This is a genomic window from Aureimonas sp. AU12 (assembly GCF_001463705.1).
In the GTDB taxonomy this organism is placed as follows: Bacteria; Pseudomonadota; Alphaproteobacteria; order Rhizobiales; family Rhizobiaceae; genus Aureimonas.
The window spans coordinates 137627-158282 of the sequence record NZ_BBWH01000010.1; the positions used below are offsets into that span (position 1 = coordinate 137627).

The window sequence follows — 20656 nt, forward strand, 5'->3', positions numbered from 1 at the left end:
CGTTGCCCCTTGCCGAACGCTCTCAGAGAACCTGCGGGCCGAGGGCCGGCGCCGCCGCGGCGACGAGCGGCACCTGCCGGATCGGGTCCATCCGGCGGCTCGGCGCCTCGATGAACTCATGCGCCGACCGGTCGGCCACGAGAGCCTCGAGCGCCATCGCATTGAGGCGATGACCGCCGCGGAACGAGCGGTAGCAGCCGAGAACGCGCGCGCCGGCCAGCGCCTGATCGCCCACGGCGTCGAGCGTCTTGTGGCGGACGAATTCGTCAACGAAGCGCAGGCCGCCGGGATTGATGACGGTCTCGTCGTCGCCGATCACCACGGAATTCTCGAGCGAGGAGCCGAGCGCGTGACCGGACGCCCAAAGCCGCTCGACATCCTTCATGAAGCCGAAGGTGCGCGCGCGGGCCAATTCGTCGCGGAACATCGCGGGGCTGAGATCCCCCGCGAAGCGCTGGCGGCCGATCGCGGCATTGGCGAACTCGATCTCGACCTCGAACCGGGTGCCCTCGTAGGGGCGATACTCCGCGAAGCCACCGTTCAACTCGACGCGGACCGGCTTGAGAACGCGCAGGAACCGGCGCGAAGCGCGCTGCGTCACGACGCCGGCCTGCTCGATGGCCCGCACGAACACGTCGGAGCCGCCGTCCATGATGGGGATCTCGCGACCATCGATCTGCACGACGACATTGTCGACGTCCATGGCGTAGAGGGCGGCCATGATATGTTCGATCGTCGCGACGTGGGCCCCTTTACGGTCCCCGACGATCGTGGAAAGATCGGTCGACGAGACATTGCCGGAGACAGCCGCGATCTCGTGGATGAGGCCAGACGCCTCGAAGACGTGAAAGACGATGCCGGTGCCGGCCTCGGCCGGATGAAGCGACAGCTCCACGAGGGCACCGCTGTGGACGCCCACGCCCTCGAAGCCGATGCGTGCGCCGATCGTCTGCTGTCTCGTCACCACGTTACGCGTTCCTACTCACCGGGCTCACCGGACCGCTGCATCCCTGATCCGGATGGCGATCCTCGGAGGCTGAAGCGTCGCGGCGGTCCGGAGGTTTAACTCCGAGGGCACACGGGTGCTTCCATTATGCCGACAAGGTAGGTCCCACACGGATTGTGACCAAATCACGCTTTCTTACCCAGTGTTACCGCAACATCGGTTAAGGAAAGATTTTTCCGTTCGAAATCAATACTCTAAACGAAAAAGCCCGCCCCTTTCGGGGGCGGGCCTCGGTCCAATCGTGGACTCTTTGTGAAGGTCAGTTCGACTGGCGGCGCAGGAAGGCCGGGATCTCCAGCTGATCCTCCTCGCCGGCCGGCCGGCCGAGCGACTGCGGACGGGCCGCCGAGTCCGCCGCCTGCCGGCGGGGCGCGTAGGGGTTGGGTTCGCCAGCGCGGCGCGGGTCGGCCGCAGCGCGGTTCGGGCGAACCGGATCGGCCAGGATGGCCTCGTCCTCCTCGCGGCGCGACAGGCCGGTCGTCAGGCGGCGCAGCAGACCCATCGGGCCGCGCTCGTCGCCGGACGCATCGAGAGCCGCACCGCGACGCTCGATCTCGGCCTGCACCACCGGCGGGAAGTCTTCCACGCGGGGCATGCGGGACTGGGCGGCCTGCGTCACCGGCTGGCGCGGGGCGGGAGCGCGCGGGGCGACCTGCGCGATCTCGGCCTCGAGGGCGGCGGTGAAGTCGTCCTCCATGTCGGGCATCGCCGCGTAGGCCGGCTGAGCCGAAACCACGGGCTGCGCCTGCATGGCGGGCTGCGCCTGGACCGGCGGGGCGACGGGCGCCGCCACCTGCACCGGCTGCTCGACCGGGGCATTGCGGATGCCGGAGACCGGGCGGGCTTCGGGCGAGCGGTTGTAGACCTCCATGGCGGCCTTATCGATGCCGGTCGCCACGACGGAGACGCGGATCACGCCTTCGAGGTTCTCGTCGAAGGTCGCGCCGAGGATGATGTTGGCATCCTGGTCGACTTCCTCGCGGATGCGGGTCGCCGCCTCGTCCACCTCGAAGAGGGTGAGGTCGCGCCCGCCGGTGATCGAGATCAGGAGGCCCTTGGCGCCCTTCATCGAGGTCTCGTCGAGCAGCGGGTTGGCGATCGCGGCCTCGGCGGCGGCCATCGCGCGGCCCTCGCCCGAGGCTTCGCCGGTGCCCATCATCGCCTTGCCCATCTCGCGCATCACCGAACGCACGTCGGCGAAGTCGAGGTTGATGAGGCCTTCCTTGACCATCAGGTCGGTGATGCAGGCGACGCCCGAATAGAGCACCTGGTCGGCCATGCCGAAGGCGTCGGCGAAGGTCGTCTTGTCGTTGGCAATCCGGAACAGGTTCTGGTTCGGGATGACGATGAGCGTGTCGACGTTCTTCTGAAGATCCTCGATGCCCTGCTCGGCGATGCGCAGGCGACGCTGGCCCTCGAAGTGGAACGGCTTGGTGACGACGCCGACCGTGAGGATGCCCTTTTCGCGCGCCGCGCGGGCCACGACCGGAGCCGCGCCGGTGCCGGTGCCGCCGCCCATACCGGCGGTGACGAAGCACATGTGCGAGCCGAGAAGGTGGTCGCAGATCTCGTCGAGCGACTCTTCGGCGGCGGCGCGGCCGACTTCCGGCTGCGAGCCGGCGCCCAGGCCTTCCGTCACGGCGACGCCCATCTGGATCACACGTTCAGCGCGAGACGAGCGGAGCGCCTGCGCGTCCGTGTTGGCGATGACGAACTCGACGCCTTCGAGGCCCGCGTTGATCATGTTGTTGACGGCGTTGCAGCCGCCTCCGCCGACACCGAACACGGTGATGCGCGGCTTCAGCTCGGTGATGTCGGGCTTCTGCAGGGTGATGCTCATCGTCGTTTCCTTTCAAGGCCGGCCGCCTCGCCGCGTTGGCCGTTCTATTTCATCGATCTTCAAGCGATGCGTGGCATGCATCGTAGTGGCTGGCGGTGGCTCGAACCTTGCCACCGCAAATTGTCTAGAAGCTTTGGCGGAGCCAAGAGCCGAACCGCCCGACCCGCGTGCGCTGGTCGAAGGCGAAGTCGAGGACCGAGTGCTCGGGCATGTGCTCGAGCGAGGCGACCTGCGGATAGATGAGGAGACCGACCGCCGTGGCGAAGGCCGGGCTCTTGTTCGAGGCCGAGAGGCCGGCGACCCCGACCGGACGTCCGAGCCGGACGTTGCGGTTGAGAAGCGTGCGCGCCGCGTCGTTGAGGCCCGCCAGCTGGCTCGCGCCGCCGGTCAGCACCACCCGCTTGCCGATGACGTGCCCCATGTTGGACGCCGCCAGCCGGTCGCGGATGAGTTCGAGCGTCTCCTCGACGCGCGGACGGATGATCCGGGCGATGAGCGAGCGCGAGACCTGGATCGGCGCGTCGCCGCCCTCGTCGCCGAGCGGGGCGACGGAGACCGTCTCGCCGTCGGCGAGGAGGCTTGGCAGGGCGTTGCCGTGCATGACCTTCAGCCGCTCGGCCTGTTCGGGCCGGATCGACAGGCCGCGCGCCAGATCCATCGTGATGTGGTGGCCGCCGAGCGCCACGGCGTCGGCATAGGCGAAATGGCCGTTCTGGAAGATCGAGATCGTGGTCGATCCCGCGCCCATGTCGATGCAGGCCGAGCCCATGATCGCCTCGTCGTCGACGAGCGTCGACAGGCCGGAGGCGTAGGGCGTGGCGACGAAGGCCTCGACCACGAGATGGGCGCGGTTGATCGCCGTCTCGAGGTTGCGCAGCGGGGTTTCCTCCGCCGAAAGGATGTGCAGCTCGGCGCCGAGTTCGGAGCCGGTCATGCCGACCGGGTTCTCCAGACCGCCCTCGCCGTCGAGCACGAGATCGAACGGCACGCGGTGGAGCGCGATGCGGCCCTCGCGCAGCGGCATCCGGGCGGCGCGGTCAAGCACCTGGCGAAGGTCGAGATCGGACACCTCGCCGCCCTCGACGGGCACGCGGGCCGAACCGCGATGGGTCTTCAGCCGGCCGGCCGCCACAGAGACGATGAGCGACTCGATCGTCAGGCCCGCCATGCGCTCGGCGGCGTCGACGCAGAAGCGGATCGACTTCTCTGCCGCGTCGAGATCGACGACGACGCCGGACTTCACGCCGCGCGAGCGCTGGTGGCCGATGCCGATGACCTCGGCGACATGGGTGCGGCCGGGCAGGACCTCGCTCTCGGGCCGCGGCCGCAGCCGGGCGATGAGGCAGGTGACCTTCGAGGAGCCGACGTCGAGCACGGAGATCGTGCGGGTGCGCCGGTCGGACGGCTTCTTCAGGCGCGGCAGGTCGTCGGTGGGCTTGGAGAAGAGGCTCATACGGGGTTTTCCTTGCGGGCCTGCTTCACGATCTTGTCCCGTTCCTTCAGCGCCTTGTCGCGGCGCTCCTTGGCGGCGGCGGTCAGCTTGACCACGACCCGGTCCTCGATGCGCATGTCGACGGAGACGATCTCGCGGGACAGAAGACCCTCAGCGCGGTCGAGACGCATCACGGCGGCGGCCGCCTCGATCGGCTCCAGCTCCGGCAGGCGCACCACGACCCCGTTGTCGAGGCGCAGGTCCCAGCGCCGGTCGCCGACACGCACATACGCCTTGACGCGCGTATCGAGCTCGGGGACGAGCGCCATCTTGTCGAGGATGTCGGAGGCCTCGCGCGCTGCGCCCGGGCCGACCACGAAGGGCAGGTCGGTGAAGCGTGTGGTGGCGTAGGGCACGATTTCCTTGCCCTCGTGATCGACGATCCAGAGATCCTTGTCGCGCTGCCAGAGCGCAAAGGGCTGCTTCTCGACCACGGCGATACGGACCCGGTTGGGGTATTCCTTGACGATCGTCGCGCTCTCGATCCAGGGCATCGCCTCGATCGCCTGGCGCGCCGCGTCGACGTCGAGCGCCGGCAGCGTTTGCGCGCCGGTCATCCAGAGCGTCTGCAGAAGGTCGATCTCGCTCGTCTCGGAGAAGCCGGTGACGTCGACGCTGTCGATCGACAGGCCCAGCGGCTCGGCGACGAAATCGACCACCGAGGCCGTGTGTGCGCCCAGCACCATGCCGTAGAGCGCGGTCGAGCCCAGGAGCCCCGTGGCAAGGTAGCCGAAGCGCGGCAGCGGAACGCGGTGGATGTTGCGGGCCCAGAACACGACCTTGCGGCCGGCGCGCTGCAGGCGCAGCACGATCGGGCTGACGCGGCGGAAATCGGGCATGGCGAGGCGGTGGTTCAACGACGGCATGATGCGTCCCTCACCATCCAAGCCAAGAGTTCGCCGAAGCTGTGGCCCGCCGCGCGCGCGATGTCGGGCACCAGAGAGGTTCCGGTCATGCCGGGCTGCGTGTTGATCTCCAGCCAGACGAGTTCGCCGGACTTGTCGTCGTAGCGAAAGTCCGAGCGCGAGACGCCACGGCAGCCCATCGCCTTGTGGGCGGCGAGCGCGTGTTCCTGAACCTTGCGCGCCACCGGCGCGGGAATGCCCGCGGGGATCACGTGGTTCGAGCCGCCCGGCGCGTATTTCGCGTCGTAATCGTAGAAGGCATGGTCGTTAGAGGTGATCTCGCAGACCTCGAGCGCGACGTCGCCCATCACGGCGCAGGTCAGTTCACGGCCGGGAATGTAGCGCTCGACCATCACGGTCTCGCCGAAGCTCCAGTCCGAGGACATCAGCTCCTGCGGGGGATGGGCGTGGTCGGCGCGCACGATGAAGACGCCGAAGGACGAGCCTTCCGCCACCGGCTTGACGACGTAGGGGGTTGGCATGGCGTGGGCGCGCCCGGCGACGCGGCGGTCGACAAGCCTGGAGTCGGCCAGCGGGATTTTCGCGGCGCGCGCGATGATCTTGGCCTTTTCCTTGTTCATCGACAGGGCGGAGGCCAGAACGCCCGAATGGGTGTAGGGAATCTCAAGGAATTCGAGGATGCCCTGGATCGTGCCGTCCTCGCCGAACGGCCCGTGCAGCGCGTTGAACGCGACGTCCGGCGCCAGCTCCGTCAGCACCCGCGCGATGTCGCGATCGACATCGACGCGCGTGACGCGAAAGCCTTCGGCCTCGAGCGCGTCGGCACAGGCTGTTCCCGAGGCGAGGCTCACCGGCCGCTCCGTCGAAACGCCTCCGAACAACACCGCGACATGCAAGGTCATCGACCCAAATTCCCACTCGACCCAACTCGAAGACCATTCATCGCCCGTCGATGGTTAAGCGGTGGTTAACCGGACGAAGCCTGCGAAAGAAAATCGTAAGGGCGTTCCGAAAGGCGGGATTCACCTTCTTCGTCCACGCGCAAACGCGGCGATTTTGCGGGCGTCGAGGGCGACGAAGGGAACCATGAACAAACGCCCATGTTTCGAAGCCGCCGCGCTCACGCGGACTTGATGATGGAGGGACGGGCCTGATGCTGTGCTGGATGCAGTTCGGAGATCTCCACGCCTGCGAGCAAGACGACTGGGCGAGCTTCCATCTCTTCGAGCGGCTGGTGGAAGCGGCCAATTCCGAACTGCCCGGCCTCGTCGATCTCGCGGTGCTACCCGGCGACAACGCCAATCATGCGACCGAAGAGCAGTTCCGGCGCATTGGCGAGGTGGCGCGCCGGCTCAAGCTGCCGCTGCATGCGCTACCGGGCGACCATGACTTCGAGACCGGCACGCTGGAAGAGTTCGAGCGGCATCTGGCGCACCGTCCCCTCCCCTATGGCGAGACGGTCGCGGGAACGCGCGTCCTGTTCTTCGACATCGTCTCGGCCGGCAGCGGCGGGCCGGATTTCCGGCTCGGCGCGGCGCAGACCCGCTGGCTGCGGCGCGAACTGGACGGGGCGCAGGATGCCGGGCAGCCGGCGGTCGTCTTCATGCATGCCTATCCCGGCGATCTGCATGCCGGGGCGGACGAGGTGGCGGGGCTGCTGGCCGCAGGCGGAGTGCGCTTTGTGGGCACCGGCCACACCCATTACAACGAACTCTTGAACGACGGTCGCGTCGTCTACGCCGCGACGCGCTCGACCGGCGAGATCGAAGAGCCCGGCGGGCCCGGCTTCTCGCTCGGCGCGCTCGACGGCGACGTCGTGAGCTGGCGCTTCAAGCCGCTCGAGACACCCTGGCCTTTCACGCTGATCACCGCACCGGCCGATCTCAGGCTCGTCACCGACCCGCAGTCGCGGGGCCAAGTGCCGGACGGCGGCTTCACGATCCGCGCCAAGGTCTTCGGCCGGGACGTGGCCTCGGTTCGCGCTGAAATTGGCGGGGCGACGATCGAGTTGGTGTCGCAGGGCGACGGCGTCTGGTCGGCGCCGTCCGGCCCCATGGCGGAGGGGCTGCACGGCCTCGCGGTCACGGCGCGCTCGTCCATCGGGGTCGAGGATACCGATCGCGTCGAGGTGCTGGTGCGCGGCCCCCGCGAGCGGCCGCGCCGGGGCGAGGTGTTCGCGCTGGGGCGCGACGTGCATTCGGTCGGGCCCTGGCCGGCGAAGGGCATTCCCGGTGGCCAGCTCGGGCCCAACAAGAACGGGCTCAAATGGTGACGCGGTTCACCCTCAGGGCGTGAAGGGATCCACCGCCGCGCCCTCCGCGAAGGTACCGAGCCGCTTGATCTCCCATTCGAGGAGAAGGCCGGAGGTCTCGAAAACGCGCTGGCGCACGGTCTCGCCGAGCTGTTCGAGATCATGGCCGGTGGCGTCGGCCGCGTTGATCATGAAGTTGCAGTGGAGCGCCGACATCTCGGCGCCCCCGATGCGAAGGCCCCGGCACCCCGCCCGATCGATCTCCTTCCACGCCGACGTGCCCGCCGGGTTCTTGAAGGTCGAGCCGCCGGTCTTCTCGCGCACCGGCTGCACGGTCTCGCGGTGGTGTTGCACCTCGACCATCGCCGCACGGATCTCGTGCGGGGCGGTCAAAGGCCCCTCGAAGACGGCCGAAACGAAGATCAGGTCCTCCGGCGCATCGGCGTGGCGGTAGGAATAGCCCAAGTCCGCACGGCTCAGCACATGGAGGCGGCCCTGGCGGTCGAGCGCGCGGGCCTCCACCAGCCGGTCCGCCGTTTCGACGCCATTGGCCCCCCCGTTCATGCGAATGGCGCCGCCGATCGAGCCGGGAATGCCATGAAGGAAGTGGAAGCCGCCGATGCCCGCCTCCAGCGCGACCGCCGCGACGCGCTTGTCGGACGCCGCCGCGCCGGCGCGGATGCGCCCGTCGCCGATCGCCTCGACCTCGCCGAAGCCCTTGGCGGGCAGGCGCAGCACCACGCCGCGCACCCCGCCCTCGCGCACGAGCAGGTTGGAGCCGATGCCGACCACGGTCAGCGGCACCTCGGCGGGAAGTGCGGAGAGGACCGCCGCCAGATCCGCCTCGTCGGCCGGTTGGACCATGAGGTCCGCCGGGCCGCCGGTGCGGAACCAGGTGATCTTGGCGAGATCGGCGGCCGGCGTCAGCTTGCCGCGAAAGCCGAGCGCGGGGTCCGAGAGATGGCCTTGAAGCTCGGCCGGCGTCATGAGGTCCGGCCCGCCTCCAGCGCGTCGAGTTCTCCAGGCAGGGCATAGGCCCAATGCGTGATCGAGCCGGCCCCGAGGCACACGACCATGTCGCCCCGCCGGGCGATCGAATGGACGAGCGGCGCCAGTTCCGCCGGGCCGTCGATGAGGCGCGCGTCGCGATGGCCGCCGAGCTTCAGGCGTTCCACCAGCATCTCGGAATTGACGAACTCGATCGGCTCCTCGCCGGCCGCATAGACCGGCGCGAGGATCACCGTGTCGGCATCGTTGAAACAGGCCGCGAAGTCGGCGAACAGGCTCTGCAGGCGCGTGTAGCGGTGCGGCTGCACCACGGCGACGACGCGGCCGCCCGTGGCCGAGCGCGCTGCCGACAGGACGGCGCGGATCTCGACGGGGTGGTGGCCGTAGTCGTCGTAGATGTCGATGCCGCCGGACTGGCCGGTGTGGGTGAAGCGGCGCTTGACGCCGCCGAAGCCCCCGAGCCCCTTGCGGATCGCCTCGTCGGAAATGCCGATGCGGTAGGCGACGGCGAGCGCGGCGGTGGCGTTCGACACGTTGTGGCGGCCGGGCATCGGCAGCACGAGATCATCGAGCGTCGTGGTCTCGCCGGTGATGCGGTCGCGGATCGTCACGTCGAAGGTCGAGGTCGATCCCTTGGCGCGCACGTTCTGGAAACGTACGTCGGCCTGCAGGTTCTCGCCATAGGTGATGATGCGGCGGTCCTCGATCTCGGAGACGAGCGTCTGCACCTCCGGATGGTCGAGGCACATTACCGCGAACCCGTAGAAGGGCACGTTCTCGACGAAGGCGCGGAAGGCCGAGCGCACCTTGTCGAAGGTGCCGTAATGGTCGAGATGCTCGGGATCGATATTGGTGACGACGGCGACATCGGCCGGCAGCTTGAGGAAGGTGCCGTCGCTCTCGTCGGCCTCCACCACCATCCAGTTGCCCTCGCCCATGCGGGCGTTGGTGCCGTAGGCGTTGATGATGCCGCCGTTGACGACGGTCGGGTCCATGCCGCCGGCATCGAGCAGCGTTGCGACCATCGAGGTCGTCGTGGTCTTGCCGTGCGTTCCGCCGATGGCGATCGCCTGCCGGAAGCGCATCAGCTCGGCCAGCATCTCGGCGCGCCGCACGATCGGCAGCAGGCGCTCGCGCGCCGAGGCGAGCTCGGGATTGGAGCGCTTGATCGCGGTGGAGACGACGACGACCTCGGCGAGACCCAGGTTCTCGGCGGCGTGGCCGATATGGATGGTGACGCCGAGCTCGCGCAGCCGCGTGACGTTGGCGTTCTCGCTCGCGTCCGAACCCTGCACGGTGTAGCCGAGATTGACGAGCACTTCGGCAATGCCGCTCATGCCGATGCCGCCGATGCCGATGAAATGCACCGGGCCGATATTGGGCGGCATCTTCATGGCGCGCTCCTTCAAACTTTTGGAAATGTCAGCGGGTGAAAGCCGCGCCCGGCATAGACGCCACGAGGTCGGCGAGCAACCGCGCGGCATCCGGGATGCCGTTCGACCGGGCCACCTGCGCCGTGGTCTCGGCAAAGGACGGATCCTCCGCCACGTCGCGGATGAAGCCGGCGAGCTTGGCCGGCGTCAGCTCCGACTGGCGGGCGAGCGTCGCGCCGTCCTCGCTCGTCAGCCGCGCGGCATTGGCGGCCTGGTCGTGGTCCAGCGCATAGGGGTACGGCACGAGGATCGAGGGCCGGCCGATGACGCAGATCTCCGAGACCGTCGAGGCCCCGGAGCGGCTGACCACGAGATGCGCCGCACCGATGCGCGCCGCCATGTCGGAAAAGAAGGGCGAGACCTCGGCGGGAATGCCGGCCGTCTCGTAAAAGGCGCGAACCTGCGCCTCGTCTTCCGCTCGGGCCTGCTGGGTCACGCGCAACCGGGCGCGAAGCTCGGGCGACATCAGCTCGATCGCCGCCGGCACGGCCTTGGAGAAGAACTGCGCGCCCTGGCTGCCGCCGAAAACCACGAGGTTGAACGGCGCCGTGCCCCGGCTCGCATGATAGGGCGTTGCCGCGGCCTCCAGCACGGCGGGGCGCACCGGGTTGCCGGTCACGGTGGTCTTGGCGCTCAGTGCGGGGTCGGGATGGATCTGCGGGATTCCGGCGGCGATCCGGCGCACGCGCGAGGCGAGGAAGCGGTTGGCGCGCCCCATCACCGCGTTCTGCTCGTGGATGAGTGTCGGCAGGCGCTGCTGCACCGCCGCCATCATCGGCGGGATCGTCGGATAGCCGCCGAACCCGACGACAGCCGCCGGCTTCAGCTCCTTCATCAGCACGATCGCAGCCCGGTAGCCGCGCCAGAGCGTGCGCCCGGCCTTCAAAACCTTCAGCGGGTTGTGCGAGCCGAAGGTGGCGGAGGGAATGACGTGGACCGCATCGGCCGGAAACGCGCCGGCATAGCGCCCAGCCCGCTCGTCGGTCGCCAGATGAACCGTGAAGCCGCGGCTCTTCAACTCGTGCGCCAGCGCCTCGGCCGGAAAGAGATGGCCGCCGGTTCCGCCGGCGCACAGAAGGATCGGAGAACTCATGGGCGAACCGGAGCTTTCAGCGGGCGGCGGCCGGCGCGCCGTGGAACACGAGGGTCCGGTCCACGAGGCGGTCGGTCTGCGAGGCGTTCTCGGGACGCTTGCGGGTGAGCGCCAGCACGAAGCCGGCACCGATGGCAACCGCCAGCATCGAGGAGCCGCCGTAGGAGATGAAGGGAAGCGTCATGCCCTTGGCGGGCATCAGCTGCAGGTTCACGGCCATGTTGATGATCGACTGCAGGCCGAAGAGCATCACCAGCCCGGAGATGGCGAGCCGGCAGAACGTGTCGCGCTGCTGGAAGGCGACGTTGAGCCCGCGAATGACGATGAAGCAGAACACCGCCGTCAGCGCCATGCAGGAGATGATGCCGAACTCCTCGGCGATGACCGAATAGGCGAAGTCGGTGTGGCTGTCGGGCAGCAGGCGCTTAACGGTGCCCTCGCCCGGCCCCTGGCCGAGCCAGCCGCCGCGCATGATCGCCTCCTTCGCCGTGTCGGTCTGGAACGTGTCGCCCTCGCCCGTGGTGAAGCGGTCGATACGCGAGGCGACGTGCGGGAAGACGAAGTAGGCGAGGCCGAAGCCGGCGACGCCGATGCCGCCGAGCACCACGATCCAGAGCCAGGGCAGGCCGGCCATGAAGAACAGGCCGCCCCAGACGCCGGTGGTGAGGATCGTCTGGCCGAGATCGGGCTGCGCCACCAGCAGCGCGCAGACCACGAAGAGCAGCATGATCGAGAAGAGGTTGCCGGGCACGTCCTTGCGGCGCGAGCGCTCGGCGAAGAGCCAGGCGCAGACCACGACGAAGGACGGCTTCATGAACTCGGAGGGCTGGATCGTCAGCGGCCCGAAGCTCATCCAGCGCCGGGCGCCCTTCACTTCCATGCCGAAGAACAGCGCCAGCACCATGAGCAGCAGCGCGCCGCCGAGCATGATCACGGACATGCGGCGGATGCCGCGCGGCGACAGGAGCGAGGTCGCCAGCATCGCGACGATCGAGGGAAAGAGGAAGAGCGCGTGCCGCTTGACGAAGTGGAACGGCTCGAGCCCGATCTTCTCGGCCACCGGCGGGCTGGCGGCGAAGGACAGCACCATGCCCCCGATCATCAGGACGAGGAACGCCGCCAGGAACCAGCGGTCGATCGACCACCACCAGTCGGTGATGAGGCCCTTCTTGGCGCGGCTGGCCATGGTCTACCCCTTGCGGAACAGTTGGATCGCGGGGAGCTCTTCCACCGCGCGGCGGAAGCTTTCGCCCCGAACCTCGAAATTGCGAAACTGGTCGAAACTCGCGCAGGCCGGCGACAGGAGCACGACCTCCTCCTCGCCCGACCGGGCGGCGTCGCGCGCCGCGTTCTCGACCGCGACGTCCAACGTACCCGATATTTCGTAAGGAATTCGTTCACCAAGACTGGCGGCGAAGGCGGGTGCGGCCTCGCCGATCAGGTAGGCCTTGGCGATGCGCGAAAAGAGCGGCTCAAGCGTGGCGATGCCGCCCTCCTTGGGCAGACCGCCGGCGATCCAGTGGATGCGCTCGAAGCTCGCCAGCGCCGGGGCGGCGGCATCGGCATTGGTGGCCTTGGAATCGTTGACGAAGAGGACCCGGCCCTGGCGCCCGATCTCCTCCATGCGATGCACGAGGCCGGGAAAGCTGGCGAGGCCGGCCTGGATCTCGGCGTCGCCAAGCCCGAGCGCGCGCAGCGTCGCGACCGCGGCGGCCGCGTTCTGGCCGTTGTGGCGCCCGCGTAGCGAGCCGATACCGTCGAGCGGAAACTCGGCGAGCGTTGCGCCCTCTTCCGCGACCACGATGGTCGAGCCCTGGAGGAAGATGCCGGTCTCCAGCACCTTGTCCTTCGAGATGCGCACGACGACGTTGCCCTCGCTCTCGTGCCAGTCGGCGATCCCCGCGCACAGATCGTCGTCGACGCCGATCACCGCGGTTCCCGCGTCCTTCAGCAGCCGGGCCTTGATCGCGGCATAGTTCTCCATCGTGCCGTGCCGGTCGAGATGGTCGGGCGTCAGGTTGAGGAGAATGCCGACGGTCGGGCGGATCGAGGGCGTCAGGTCGATCTGGTAGGAGGAGCACTCGACGACGTAGGTCCGCTCGGGCGCGAGCGGATCGAGCGTCAACACCGCGACGCCGATATTGCCGCCGAGCTGCGTGTCGCGGCCTGCATGCTGCAGGCAATGGGCGATGAGCGCCGTGGTGGTGGACTTGCCGTTGGTGCCGGTGATCGCGACGAAGGGCGCGCGGGGCGGCCCGGCCGCGTCGCGCTCCCTCATGAAGATCTCGATGTCGCCGATGATCGGCACGCCGGCCTCGCGCGCCAGATCCGCCGCCCAGTGGGGCTTAGGATGCGTCAGCGGCACGCCGGGCGAGAGCACGAGCGTCTCGATGCGCGACCAGTCGATCTCGTGCAGATCGCCCGTCGGCAGGCCCTCGGCTGCCGCTGCCGCGACGCTTTTCGGATTGTCGTCGAAGGCGACGAGCCGGGCGCCACCGGCCTGCAGCGCGCGCGCCGTCGCAAGGCCCGAGCCGCCGAGGCCGAACAGGGCGACGGATCGATCCTTGAAGGTGCTCGCTGCGATCATCCGGCCGCCCTCAGCGCAGTTTCAGGGTGGAAAGGCCGACGAAGGCCAGAAGCAACGCGATGATCCAGAAGCGCACGACGACCTGGCTTTCGGTCCAGCCGAGCTTCTCGAAGTGGTGGTGGATCGGCGCCATGAGGAAGACGCGCTTGCCGGTGAGCTTGAACGAAGCCACCTGGATGATCACGGACAGCGCCTCGATGACGAAGAGACCGCCGATGACGGCGAGCACCAGTTCATGCTTCGTCGCCACCGCGATCGTGCCGACGAGGCCGCCGAGCGCCAGCGATCCCGTGTCGCCCATGAAGATCGCGGCCGGCGGCGCGTTGAACCAGAGGAAGCCGAGCCCCGCGCCGATCACCGCGCCGCAGACCACTGCGAGTTCGCCGGTGCCGATGACGTAGTGGATCTGCAGGTAGTTGGCGAAGTTGGTGTTGCCGGCGAGATAGGCGATGAGGCCGAAGGCGCCCGCCGCGATCATGATCGGCATGATGGCGAGGCCGTCGAGCCCGTCGGTCAGGTTCACCGCGTTGCCGGCGGCGACGATCACGAAGGCGGCGAAGACGGCGTAGAACCAACCGAGATCGACGAGCAGCGCCTTGACGAACGGAATCGAAAGCGAGGTCGCGAAGGTGCCGGTCTGCGCGTAGATCATCATCACGGCGGCGGCGGCGGCGATGATGAACTCGAAGGCGAGCCGCAGCTTGCCGGAGAAGCCCATGTGGCTCTGCTTCGTCACCTTCAGGTAGTCGTCGTAGAAGCCGATGGCGCCGAAGCCCATCGTCACCACCAGCACCGTCCAGACATAGATGTTGGTGAGATCGGCCCAGAGAAGGGTCGCGACGAGGAAGCCCGACAGGATCATCAGGCCGCCCATCGTCGGCGTGCCCGCCTTCTTGAAATGGGTCTGCGGCCCGTCGGCGCGGATCGGCTGGCCGCGGCCCTGGCGGATCCGCAGGTTGGAGATGATCGACGGCCCGAACAGGAACACGGCGATGAACGAGGTGATCAGGGCGCCGCCGGTGCGGAAGGTGATGTAGCGAAAGACGTTGAAGAACTGGGCGTCTTCGGCGAGGGCCGCGAGATAGGTGAACATAGGTTTCAGGCTCCCTGCCCAAATGCGTGTGGGGCAGGCTCACCCGGAACGGGCGGGGCGAATTCGCGGATCAGGTCGTCCACCACCTTGGAGAAGCCGATGCTCTTGGACGCCTTCATCATGACGACGTCGCCGGCGCGAAGATGGCGGCGCAGGCTTGTCCGAACCTCGTCGGCCGAGCCGAGCCATTCGTGCCTGACGAGGCGTTCGAGCGCGGTGTCGAGGACCCGCATCTCTTCGCCAGCCAACAGAACGAGATCGGGGCGCGCGGCCATCAGCGCCTCCGCGAGTTCGCCGTGGAGATCGCGCGAGAAGGCGCCGAGTTCGAGCATGTCGCCGAGGACCGCGATGCGCCGCCCGCCCTCGCCCGGCGACGCGCCGGCCAGCAGCGAGAGCGCGGCGTGCATCGAGGTCGGGTTGGCGTTGTAGCTCTCGTCGATGAGCACCGCCTCGCCGCCGTCCGGCAGCGCGAGGCGGTGGCGCTCGCCACGCCCCTTGCCGGCGCGCCATGAACCGAGCGCCTCGGCGGCGGCGACGACGTCCGCGCCCGCAAGATCGGCGGCGCCGAGCACCGCGAGGACGTTCTGGACCAGATGGCGCCCGGCCGACGGTAGGCGCAGGCGCACGTCGGTGCCGTCGATGCGTGCGGCAAAGGCCGAGCCCTCGCCCGCCGTCTCGAAGCGTTGCAGCCGATAGTCCACCCCCTCGGCTTCGCCGAAGGTGGTGATGCGCGTCACGCCCTCCGCCTCGGCCATGGCCCGCAGCAGCGGCTCCAGCGGATCGTCGGCGTTGAGGACGGCGGTGCCGCCGGGCACGAGGCCCTCGAAGATCTCGGCCTTGGCCTCGGCGATCTCCTGCAGATCGCGGAAGAAGCCGAGATGGGCGGGCGCGATCAGCGTGACGATGGCGACATGCGGGCGCACGAGCTTGACGAGCGGCCGGATCTCGCCGGGATGGTTCATGCCGATCTCGAACACGGCAAAGCGCGCGTCGGCCGGCAGGCGCGAGAGCGACAGCGGTACGCCCCAGTGATTGTTGAACGAGGCGGCGGAGGCATGGACGCTGCCCTGCGGCTCCAGCGCGTGGCGCAAAGCTTCCTTCGTCGTGGTCTTGCCGACGCTGCCGGTGACGGCGACGACGCGCGCCGTGGTGCGGGCCCGCGCCGCGGCGCCGAGCTTTTCCAACGCGCCGAGCACATCGTCGACGACGAGGAGCGCGATGTTGAGCGCGCCGAGTGCCGGCAGGCGTTCCTTCGACACGACGAGGAGCGAGGCCCCGGCGGCGGTGGCCTGGCGCAGAAAGGCATGACCGTCGAACTGGTCGCCGCGGATCGCGAAGAAGGCGTCACCCGGCTGCAGCGAGCGCGTGTCGATCGAGACGCCGGTGACAGCGGCCGGCAGCGTGCCGATCGGGCGCGCGCCCGTCGCCGCGGCGATGGCCTCGCCGGTCCAGAGCGGGGCGGTCATCGCGCCGCCCCCGCGACGGCGGCTCGCACTTCCTCATGGTCGCTGAATGGCAGCGTGACGCCGCCCGCCGTCTGGCCGTTTTCGTGTCCCTTGCCGGCGACGATGACCGTGTCGCCGGCTTGCGACATCGCCACCGCATGGCGGATGGCCTCGCGCCGGTCGGCGATCTCCTCGGCGGTCGGGACGGCTTCGAGGATCGCGGCGCGGATGCGCGCGGGGACTTCGGAGCGCGGGTTGTCGTCGGTGACGATGACCACGTCGGCGAGGCGTCCGGCGATCTCGCCCATGATCGGACGCTTGCCGGTGTCGCGGTCGCCGCCGCAGCCGAAGACGCAGATGACGCGGCCAGTGGTGAACGGGCGCACCGAGGCCAGCACGTTTTCCAGCGCCTCGGGCTTGTGGGCGTAGTCGACGAAGACGGGAACGCCGGCCGCCGTGGTGGCGGCGAGATCCAGCCGTCCTGGCGCGCCCTTCAGGCCTTCGAGCGCCGCGAGCGCCCCGGCGGCGTCGATCCCGGTCGCGAGAGCCAGCCCGGCGGCGACGAGCGCATTGGCCATCTGGAACTCGCCGGCCAGCGGCAGCACGATGCGGTGGATGCGACCGCCCGCCTCGATCTCGGCGACCTGGCGATGGCGCTCGTGTTCCAGCCGCTTGAGCTGCAGGAACGAGCCCGCGCGCCCGACCGTCAAGACCTCGGCGCCCGCCGCTTTCGCGATCGTTGCGGCACGCTCCGACCAGCGATCGTCGGCGAAGATCACCGCCGGAGCGCCCTTCGGCAGGAGGGTGTCGAAGAGGCGCATCTTGGCCTGGAAGTAGTCCTCGACGGTGGCGTGATAGTCCATGTGGTCGCGGCCAAGATTGATGAAGGCGGCGGCACTGAGCACGACGCCGTCGAGCCGACGCTGTTCGAGGCCGTGGCTGGAGGCTTCCATCGCGGCATGGGTCACGCCCTCGCCGGCAAGTTCGCTCATCAGGCGGGCGAGCGCTACGGGCTCGGGCGTCGTCAGCGTGCCGTAGTCGTCGCGCGTCGGCGAGACGACGCCGGTGGTGCCGATCGAGGCGGCGGCCTTGTCGGCGGCGGTCCAGATCTGGCGGGTGAAGGCGGCGATCGAGGTCTTGCCGCTGGTGCCGGTGACGGCGACGACATGGGCCGGCTGCGCGCCGTAGAAGCGAGCCGCCATCAGCGCCAGCGCCCGGCGGGGGTCGGCGGCCTGCAGGTCCCGTCCGCTTTCACCCTCGACACCGGAGCCGAGCACGGCCACCGCGCCGTTGGCACGCGCCTGCGCGGCAAAGGCCGCGCCGTCGCTCTTCGTTCCCGACAGGGCGGCGAAGAGGAAGCCGGACTTCACCTGCCGGGAGTCCGACGTCAGCCCGGAAATCTCGACGGCGCTGTCCTCGGCGCCCGTGGCTATGCCCTCGGCAAGGTCGCAAAGCTTCATTCGGCATCTTCCGCGTCGCATGAAAAAGCCGGCGTCGGCCGCCGGCCTTTCGTTTTCGTGATCGTCTCGTGCTTAGAACACCAAGCCGGCCGAATGAAGCATTTTGGCGTCAGTAGGAGACGAGAAGCTGGCGTCCGACGTCGCCGAAGTCCGGCTTCACGTTGAGGAAGGTCGCGGCGCGGCGCACCACGTTGCCGACCATAACGCCGGCGTTAAAGCCTGCGGTCGCATTCGGATCCTTCTCGAACCGCTTGGGCTCGTCGATGATCACGGCCACGACGTAGCGCGGCTTCTCGATCGGGAAGGCGCCGATATAGGCGTTGAAGCGCTTGTCCTTCGAGTAGCGACCGTTCTCGACTTTCTCGGCCGTGCCGGTCTTGCCGCCGACATGGTAGCCCGGCACGTTGGCGCGTCGACCCGAGCCCTGCTCTCCGTTCAGCCGGAAGATGCCGCGCATCTCGTCGGACGTCTGCTGGGCGATGACGCGCGTCCTGATCGCGTCGGCCTGCTCCTTCGTGCGCGGCAGGAAGGTCGGGGGAATGTACCAGCCGCCGTTGGCGATCGCGGCCGCGGCGACCACCGTCTGCAGGGGGGTCGTCGAGACGCCGTGGCCGAAGGCGATCGTCATCGAGTTGATCTTCTTCCAGACCTTGGGCTGCGTCGGTGTCGCCACCTCCGGCAGCTCCGTCTTCATGCGCGACAGGAGGCCCATGCGCGTCAGGAACTCCTTGTGCCCGTCGATGCCGACGAGATCGGCCTCGCGCGCCGAGCCGACGTTGGAGGAGTATTCGAAGATCTCGGGAACGGAGAGCGGGCGTCCCTTGCCGTGGAATTCCTTGATCGTGAAGCCGGCGACGCGGAAGGGGCGGGTATCGAAGACGTCGGTGATCTTCACCTTGCCCGAGTCCAGCGCCATCGCGGTGGTGAAGATCTTGAAGGTCGAGCCCATCTCGAACGTGCCCGCCGACATGCGGTTGAGGTTGTCCTTCTTCAGGGCGTCGCCGGGCGTGTTGGGATCGTAGTCGGGCACCGAGGCCATGGCGACGACCTCGCCGGTCTCGACGTCGATCACCGCGCCGCCGGCGGCGATCGCCTGATAGCGCTGGATGCCGGCCATCAGCTCGTCGCGCAGGACATGCTGGACGCGCAGGTCGACCGACAGCTTGACGGGCTGAAGCGCGTCGTTCGAAGCGAAGCCGCTCGACTGGAGGTCGCGGAACCCCGAATCGTCGACATACTTCTCCATGCCGGCGATGCCCTGGTTGTCGATGTTCACGGCGCCCACGATGTGGGCGGCCGTGGGACCGCCGGGGTAGAAGCGCCGCTTCTCGGTGCGGAAGCCGATGCCGGGAATGCCGAGCGCGAGGATCTCCTGCTGCTGGCGCGGCGTCAGCTCGCGCTTCAGCCAGGCAAAGCCGGCCTTCGACGAGAGGCGCGCGTAGAGAACCTTCGGGTTGAGGTCGGGCAGGACGGTGAGAAGCGACTCGGTCGCCTCGTCGGCATCGACGATGCGCTTGGGCTCGGCGAAGAGCGAGGCGGTCTTGATGTCGGTGGCCAGCACCTCGCCGTTGCGGTCGACGAGGTCGGGCCGCGTCACGGGCCCGGCCTGCGCCGAGGCGCGATAGGTGTCGCTGGGATCGGACACCACGCCCCACATGACCAGCCGCCCGCCGATCAGGAGATAGATCGCGCAGAACAGTCCGGTGGCGATGAGGAAGCGCGGCTTGTTGCGCGGCGCCTCGGCCTTGCGGCGCCGGAAGCCCGTGGGCATCTCGGCCGCTTTCGGCGCGGCGGCGCGTCGAAGGAGCTTGCGAGGATCGATCATCGGGCCTTGGCTCCAGCGACGGCGGCGAACTTGTCGGACGAGTGGGCGACGGGCTCGGGAATGATCTGCACCGGCGGGGCCGGCAATTCGTTGGGCTCGACGATCTGCTCGGGCTGCGTCGGGCGCAGGCGCAGGTCGCCCTCGAAGACCTTCGCCAGCTCCTCCAGCCGGTTGGGCTGGTTCATCAGGCTCCAGTCGGCTTCGAGCAGTTGGATGGTCTCGCGCTCGAGCGCGATCTTGCGGTCGAGCCGCGTGACCTCGGTCTCCACCGCTTCGGCCTGATACTTCTGGCCGAAGGTCCAGGCGGCGCCGGCGAGCATGATGAGGACGAGGAGGACGTCGAGCGTCTTCGAGATGGGCATTCAGACTCCGGACGGCGGCAGGTCGGCCAACGAGGGCAGATCGGTGAAGTCCGCAGCCTCGGCGGCCGCCCGAGCCGGGGCGTCCGTCCGCACCGCGGATCGCAGCTTGGCCGATCGCGCGCGGGGGTTGGAGGCGATCTCCTCGTCCTCGCCCGTGACGGGTCTGTTGCGAGACTCGAATGTGCGGTCCTTATGCTGAACATCCGGTAAATGCCGCGAGCCCGTCGCTCCTTCCGAGCGATCGCGCAGGAAGCGCTTGACGATCCGGTCCTCGAGCGAATGGAACGTCACCACCGCCAGCCGCCCGCCGGGCTTGAGCACCCGCTCGGCGGCGACGAGCGCGTGCACGAGCTGGCCAAGTTCATCGTTCACGAAGATGCGAAGCGCCTGGAAGGTGCGCGTCGCCGGGTCGATCCGGTCCTTCGGATTGCGCCCGATCGTCTTGGCGACGAGGTTGGCGAGATCGAGCGTGCGCTCGAACGGGCGCTCCGCACGCCGCGCCTCGATGGCGCGGGCGATGCGCCCGGCCTGCCGCTCCTCGCCGAGGAAATTGAGGATGCGCGCGAGATCGCCGAGCTTCAGCCGGTTGACCACGTCGGCCGCCGACGGCCCGTCACGGCTCATACGCATGTCGAGCGGCCCGTCCCTCTGGAACGAGAAGCCGCGCTCGGCATCGTCGATCTGCATCGAGGACACGCCGATATCGAGGACGACGCCGTCGAGCTTCCCCTCCCCGCGCGCCGCGACGATGGATTCGAGGTCGCCGAACCGGCCCTCGTGCAGCGCCAGCTTTGGGTGGGCCGCCAGCATCGGGCCGGCGGCGCGAATGGCGGTCGGGTCGCGGTCGATGCCGACGACCCGGGCCCCACGACGCAAAAGGGCGGCTGAATAGCCG

The 20656-nt window shown here is 68.7% G+C and carries 17 protein-coding genes; 1 reads left to right on the forward strand and 16 read right to left on the reverse strand.

Features of this window, described 5'->3' with window-relative positions:
* Positions 1-22: 22 nt before the first annotated feature.
* From lpxC to AUL33_RS04990, 5 genes are all read right to left on the reverse strand, one after another.
* Complete coding sequence (gene lpxC, locus AUL33_RS04970) at positions 23-967, reverse strand: UDP-3-O-acyl-N-acetylglucosamine deacetylase (RefSeq protein ID WP_062204560.1); 945 nt, start codon at positions 965-967, stop codon at positions 23-25.
* 298 nt (positions 968-1265) lie between these two features.
* Positions 1266-2846, reverse strand: a complete 1581-nt coding sequence (gene ftsZ / locus AUL33_RS04975; protein WP_062204564.1) for a cell division protein FtsZ — start codon at positions 2844-2846, stop codon at positions 1266-1268.
* A 124-nt stretch (positions 2847-2970) separates the two neighbouring features.
* The gene (ftsA, locus tag AUL33_RS04980; RefSeq protein ID WP_062204566.1) at positions 2971-4299 is read right to left on the reverse strand and encodes a cell division protein FtsA; all 1329 of its coding nucleotides are present in this window, start codon (positions 4297-4299) and stop codon (positions 2971-2973) included.
* Positions 4296-5204 carry a cell division protein FtsQ/DivIB gene (locus AUL33_RS04985; protein ID WP_062204568.1) on the reverse strand — a complete coding sequence of 303 codons (909 nt, stop codon included), beginning with the start codon at positions 5202-5204 and terminating at the stop codon, positions 4296-4298. The genes ftsA and AUL33_RS04985 overlap by 4 nt, the downstream gene beginning before the upstream one ends.
* On the reverse strand, positions 5192-6106 hold the full coding sequence (locus AUL33_RS04990; RefSeq protein WP_062204571.1) for a D-alanine--D-alanine ligase: 915 nt from the start codon (positions 6104-6106) through the stop codon (positions 5192-5194). The genes AUL33_RS04985 and AUL33_RS04990 overlap by 13 nt, the downstream gene beginning before the upstream one ends.
* A gap of 251 nt (positions 6107-6357) precedes the next feature.
* Between AUL33_RS04990 and AUL33_RS04995 the strand changes: the two genes are divergently transcribed.
* The gene (locus AUL33_RS04995; protein WP_062204574.1) at positions 6358-7476 is read left to right on the forward strand and encodes a metallophosphoesterase; all 1119 of its coding nucleotides are present in this window, start codon (positions 6358-6360) and stop codon (positions 7474-7476) included.
* A 12-nt stretch (positions 7477-7488) separates the two neighbouring features.
* Here the strand turns inward: AUL33_RS04995 and murB are convergent, their stop codons facing one another.
* From murB to rsmH, 11 genes are all read right to left on the reverse strand, one after another.
* Positions 7489-8442, reverse strand: a complete 954-nt coding sequence (gene murB, locus AUL33_RS05000) for a UDP-N-acetylmuramate dehydrogenase (protein WP_062204577.1) — start codon at positions 8440-8442, stop codon at positions 7489-7491.
* Positions 8439-9857, reverse strand: a complete 1419-nt coding sequence (murC, locus tag AUL33_RS05005; protein ID WP_062204580.1) for a UDP-N-acetylmuramate--L-alanine ligase — start codon at positions 9855-9857, stop codon at positions 8439-8441. The genes murB and murC overlap by 4 nt, the downstream gene beginning before the upstream one ends.
* Positions 9858-9885: 28 nt before the next feature.
* Positions 9886-10989: an undecaprenyldiphospho-muramoylpentapeptide beta-N-acetylglucosaminyltransferase gene (gene murG, locus AUL33_RS05010; RefSeq protein ID WP_062204582.1), complete on the reverse strand. Its 1104-nt coding sequence runs from the start codon at positions 10987-10989 to the stop codon at positions 9886-9888.
* Between the two features lie 16 nt (positions 10990-11005).
* Complete coding sequence (ftsW, locus tag AUL33_RS05015) at positions 11006-12175, reverse strand: putative lipid II flippase FtsW (RefSeq protein WP_062204586.1); 1170 nt, start codon at positions 12173-12175, stop codon at positions 11006-11008.
* A 3-nt stretch (positions 12176-12178) separates the two neighbouring features.
* Positions 12179-13576, reverse strand: a complete 1398-nt coding sequence (murD, locus tag AUL33_RS05020; protein ID WP_062204589.1) for a UDP-N-acetylmuramoyl-L-alanine--D-glutamate ligase — start codon at positions 13574-13576, stop codon at positions 12179-12181.
* A 10-nt stretch (positions 13577-13586) separates the two neighbouring features.
* On the reverse strand, positions 13587-14669 hold the full coding sequence (mraY, locus tag AUL33_RS05025; RefSeq protein WP_062204593.1) for a phospho-N-acetylmuramoyl-pentapeptide-transferase: 1083 nt from the start codon (positions 14667-14669) through the stop codon (positions 13587-13589).
* A 5-nt stretch (positions 14670-14674) separates the two neighbouring features.
* Positions 14675-16135 (reverse strand): UDP-N-acetylmuramoylalanyl-D-glutamyl-2,6-diaminopimelate--D-alanyl-D-alanine ligase, encoded by a 1461-nt coding sequence (locus AUL33_RS05030; protein ID WP_062204597.1) that lies wholly within the window; start codon positions 16133-16135, stop codon positions 14675-14677.
* Positions 16132-17574: a UDP-N-acetylmuramoyl-L-alanyl-D-glutamate--2,6-diaminopimelate ligase gene (locus AUL33_RS05035; protein ID WP_062204600.1), complete on the reverse strand. Its 1443-nt coding sequence runs from the start codon at positions 17572-17574 to the stop codon at positions 16132-16134. Before AUL33_RS05035 ends, AUL33_RS05030 begins: the two co-directional genes overlap by 4 nt.
* A gap of 109 nt (positions 17575-17683) precedes the next feature.
* Positions 17684-19399 (reverse strand): penicillin-binding protein 2, encoded by a 1716-nt coding sequence (locus tag AUL33_RS05040; RefSeq protein WP_062204602.1) that lies wholly within the window; start codon positions 19397-19399, stop codon positions 17684-17686.
* Positions 19396-19761, reverse strand: coding sequence for a hypothetical protein (locus AUL33_RS05045; RefSeq protein WP_244491984.1), 366 nt, complete (start codon positions 19759-19761; stop codon positions 19396-19398). The genes AUL33_RS05040 and AUL33_RS05045 overlap by 4 nt, the downstream gene beginning before the upstream one ends.
* The coding region (gene rsmH, locus AUL33_RS05050; protein ID WP_062204631.1) for a 16S rRNA (cytosine(1402)-N(4))-methyltransferase RsmH at positions 19762-20656 on the reverse strand (895 nt) is incomplete at its 5' end.

What these genes read in the sequence shown, in the direction of transcription:
- AUL33_RS05035 (WP_062204600.1), bottom strand. Translation starts at nt 17,574, where the DNA reads ATGAAGCTTTGCGACCTTGCCGAGGGCATAGCCACGGGCGCCGAGGAC.
- AUL33_RS05045 (WP_244491984.1), bottom strand. Translation starts at nt 19,761, where the DNA reads ATGCCCATCTCGAAGACGCTCGACGTCCTCCTCGTCCTCATCATGCTC.
- AUL33_RS04995 (WP_062204574.1), top strand. Translation starts at nt 6,358, where the DNA reads ATGCTGTGCTGGATGCAGTTCGGAGATCTCCACGCCTGCGAGCAAGAC.
- murG (WP_062204582.1), bottom strand. Translation starts at nt 10,989, where the DNA reads ATGAGTTCTCCGATCCTTCTGTGCGCCGGCGGAACCGGCGGCCATCTC.
- ftsW (WP_062204586.1), bottom strand. Translation starts at nt 12,175, where the DNA reads ATGGCCAGCCGCGCCAAGAAGGGCCTCATCACCGACTGGTGGTGGTCG.
- AUL33_RS04990 (WP_062204571.1), bottom strand. Translation starts at nt 6,106, where the DNA reads ATGACCTTGCATGTCGCGGTGTTGTTCGGAGGCGTTTCGACGGAGCGG.
- murB (WP_062204577.1), bottom strand. Translation starts at nt 8,442, where the DNA reads ATGACGCCGGCCGAGCTTCAAGGCCATCTCTCGGACCCCGCGCTCGGC.
- murD (WP_062204589.1), bottom strand. Translation starts at nt 13,576, where the DNA reads ATGATCGCAGCGAGCACCTTCAAGGATCGATCCGTCGCCCTGTTCGGC.
- murC (WP_062204580.1), bottom strand. Translation starts at nt 9,857, where the DNA reads ATGAAGATGCCGCCCAATATCGGCCCGGTGCATTTCATCGGCATCGGC.
- AUL33_RS05030 (WP_062204597.1), bottom strand. Translation starts at nt 16,135, where the DNA reads ATGACCGCCCCGCTCTGGACCGGCGAGGCCATCGCCGCGGCGACGGGC.
- mraY (WP_062204593.1), bottom strand. Translation starts at nt 14,669, where the DNA reads ATGTTCACCTATCTCGCGGCCCTCGCCGAAGACGCCCAGTTCTTCAAC.
- ftsA (WP_062204566.1), bottom strand. Translation starts at nt 4,299, where the DNA reads ATGAGCCTCTTCTCCAAGCCCACCGACGACCTGCCGCGCCTGAAGAAG.
- AUL33_RS05040 (WP_062204602.1), bottom strand. Translation starts at nt 19,399, where the DNA reads ATGATCGATCCTCGCAAGCTCCTTCGACGCGCCGCCGCGCCGAAAGCG.
- ftsZ (WP_062204564.1), bottom strand. Translation starts at nt 2,846, where the DNA reads ATGAGCATCACCCTGCAGAAGCCCGACATCACCGAGCTGAAGCCGCGC.
- AUL33_RS04985 (WP_062204568.1), bottom strand. Translation starts at nt 5,204, where the DNA reads ATGCCGTCGTTGAACCACCGCCTCGCCATGCCCGATTTCCGCCGCGTC.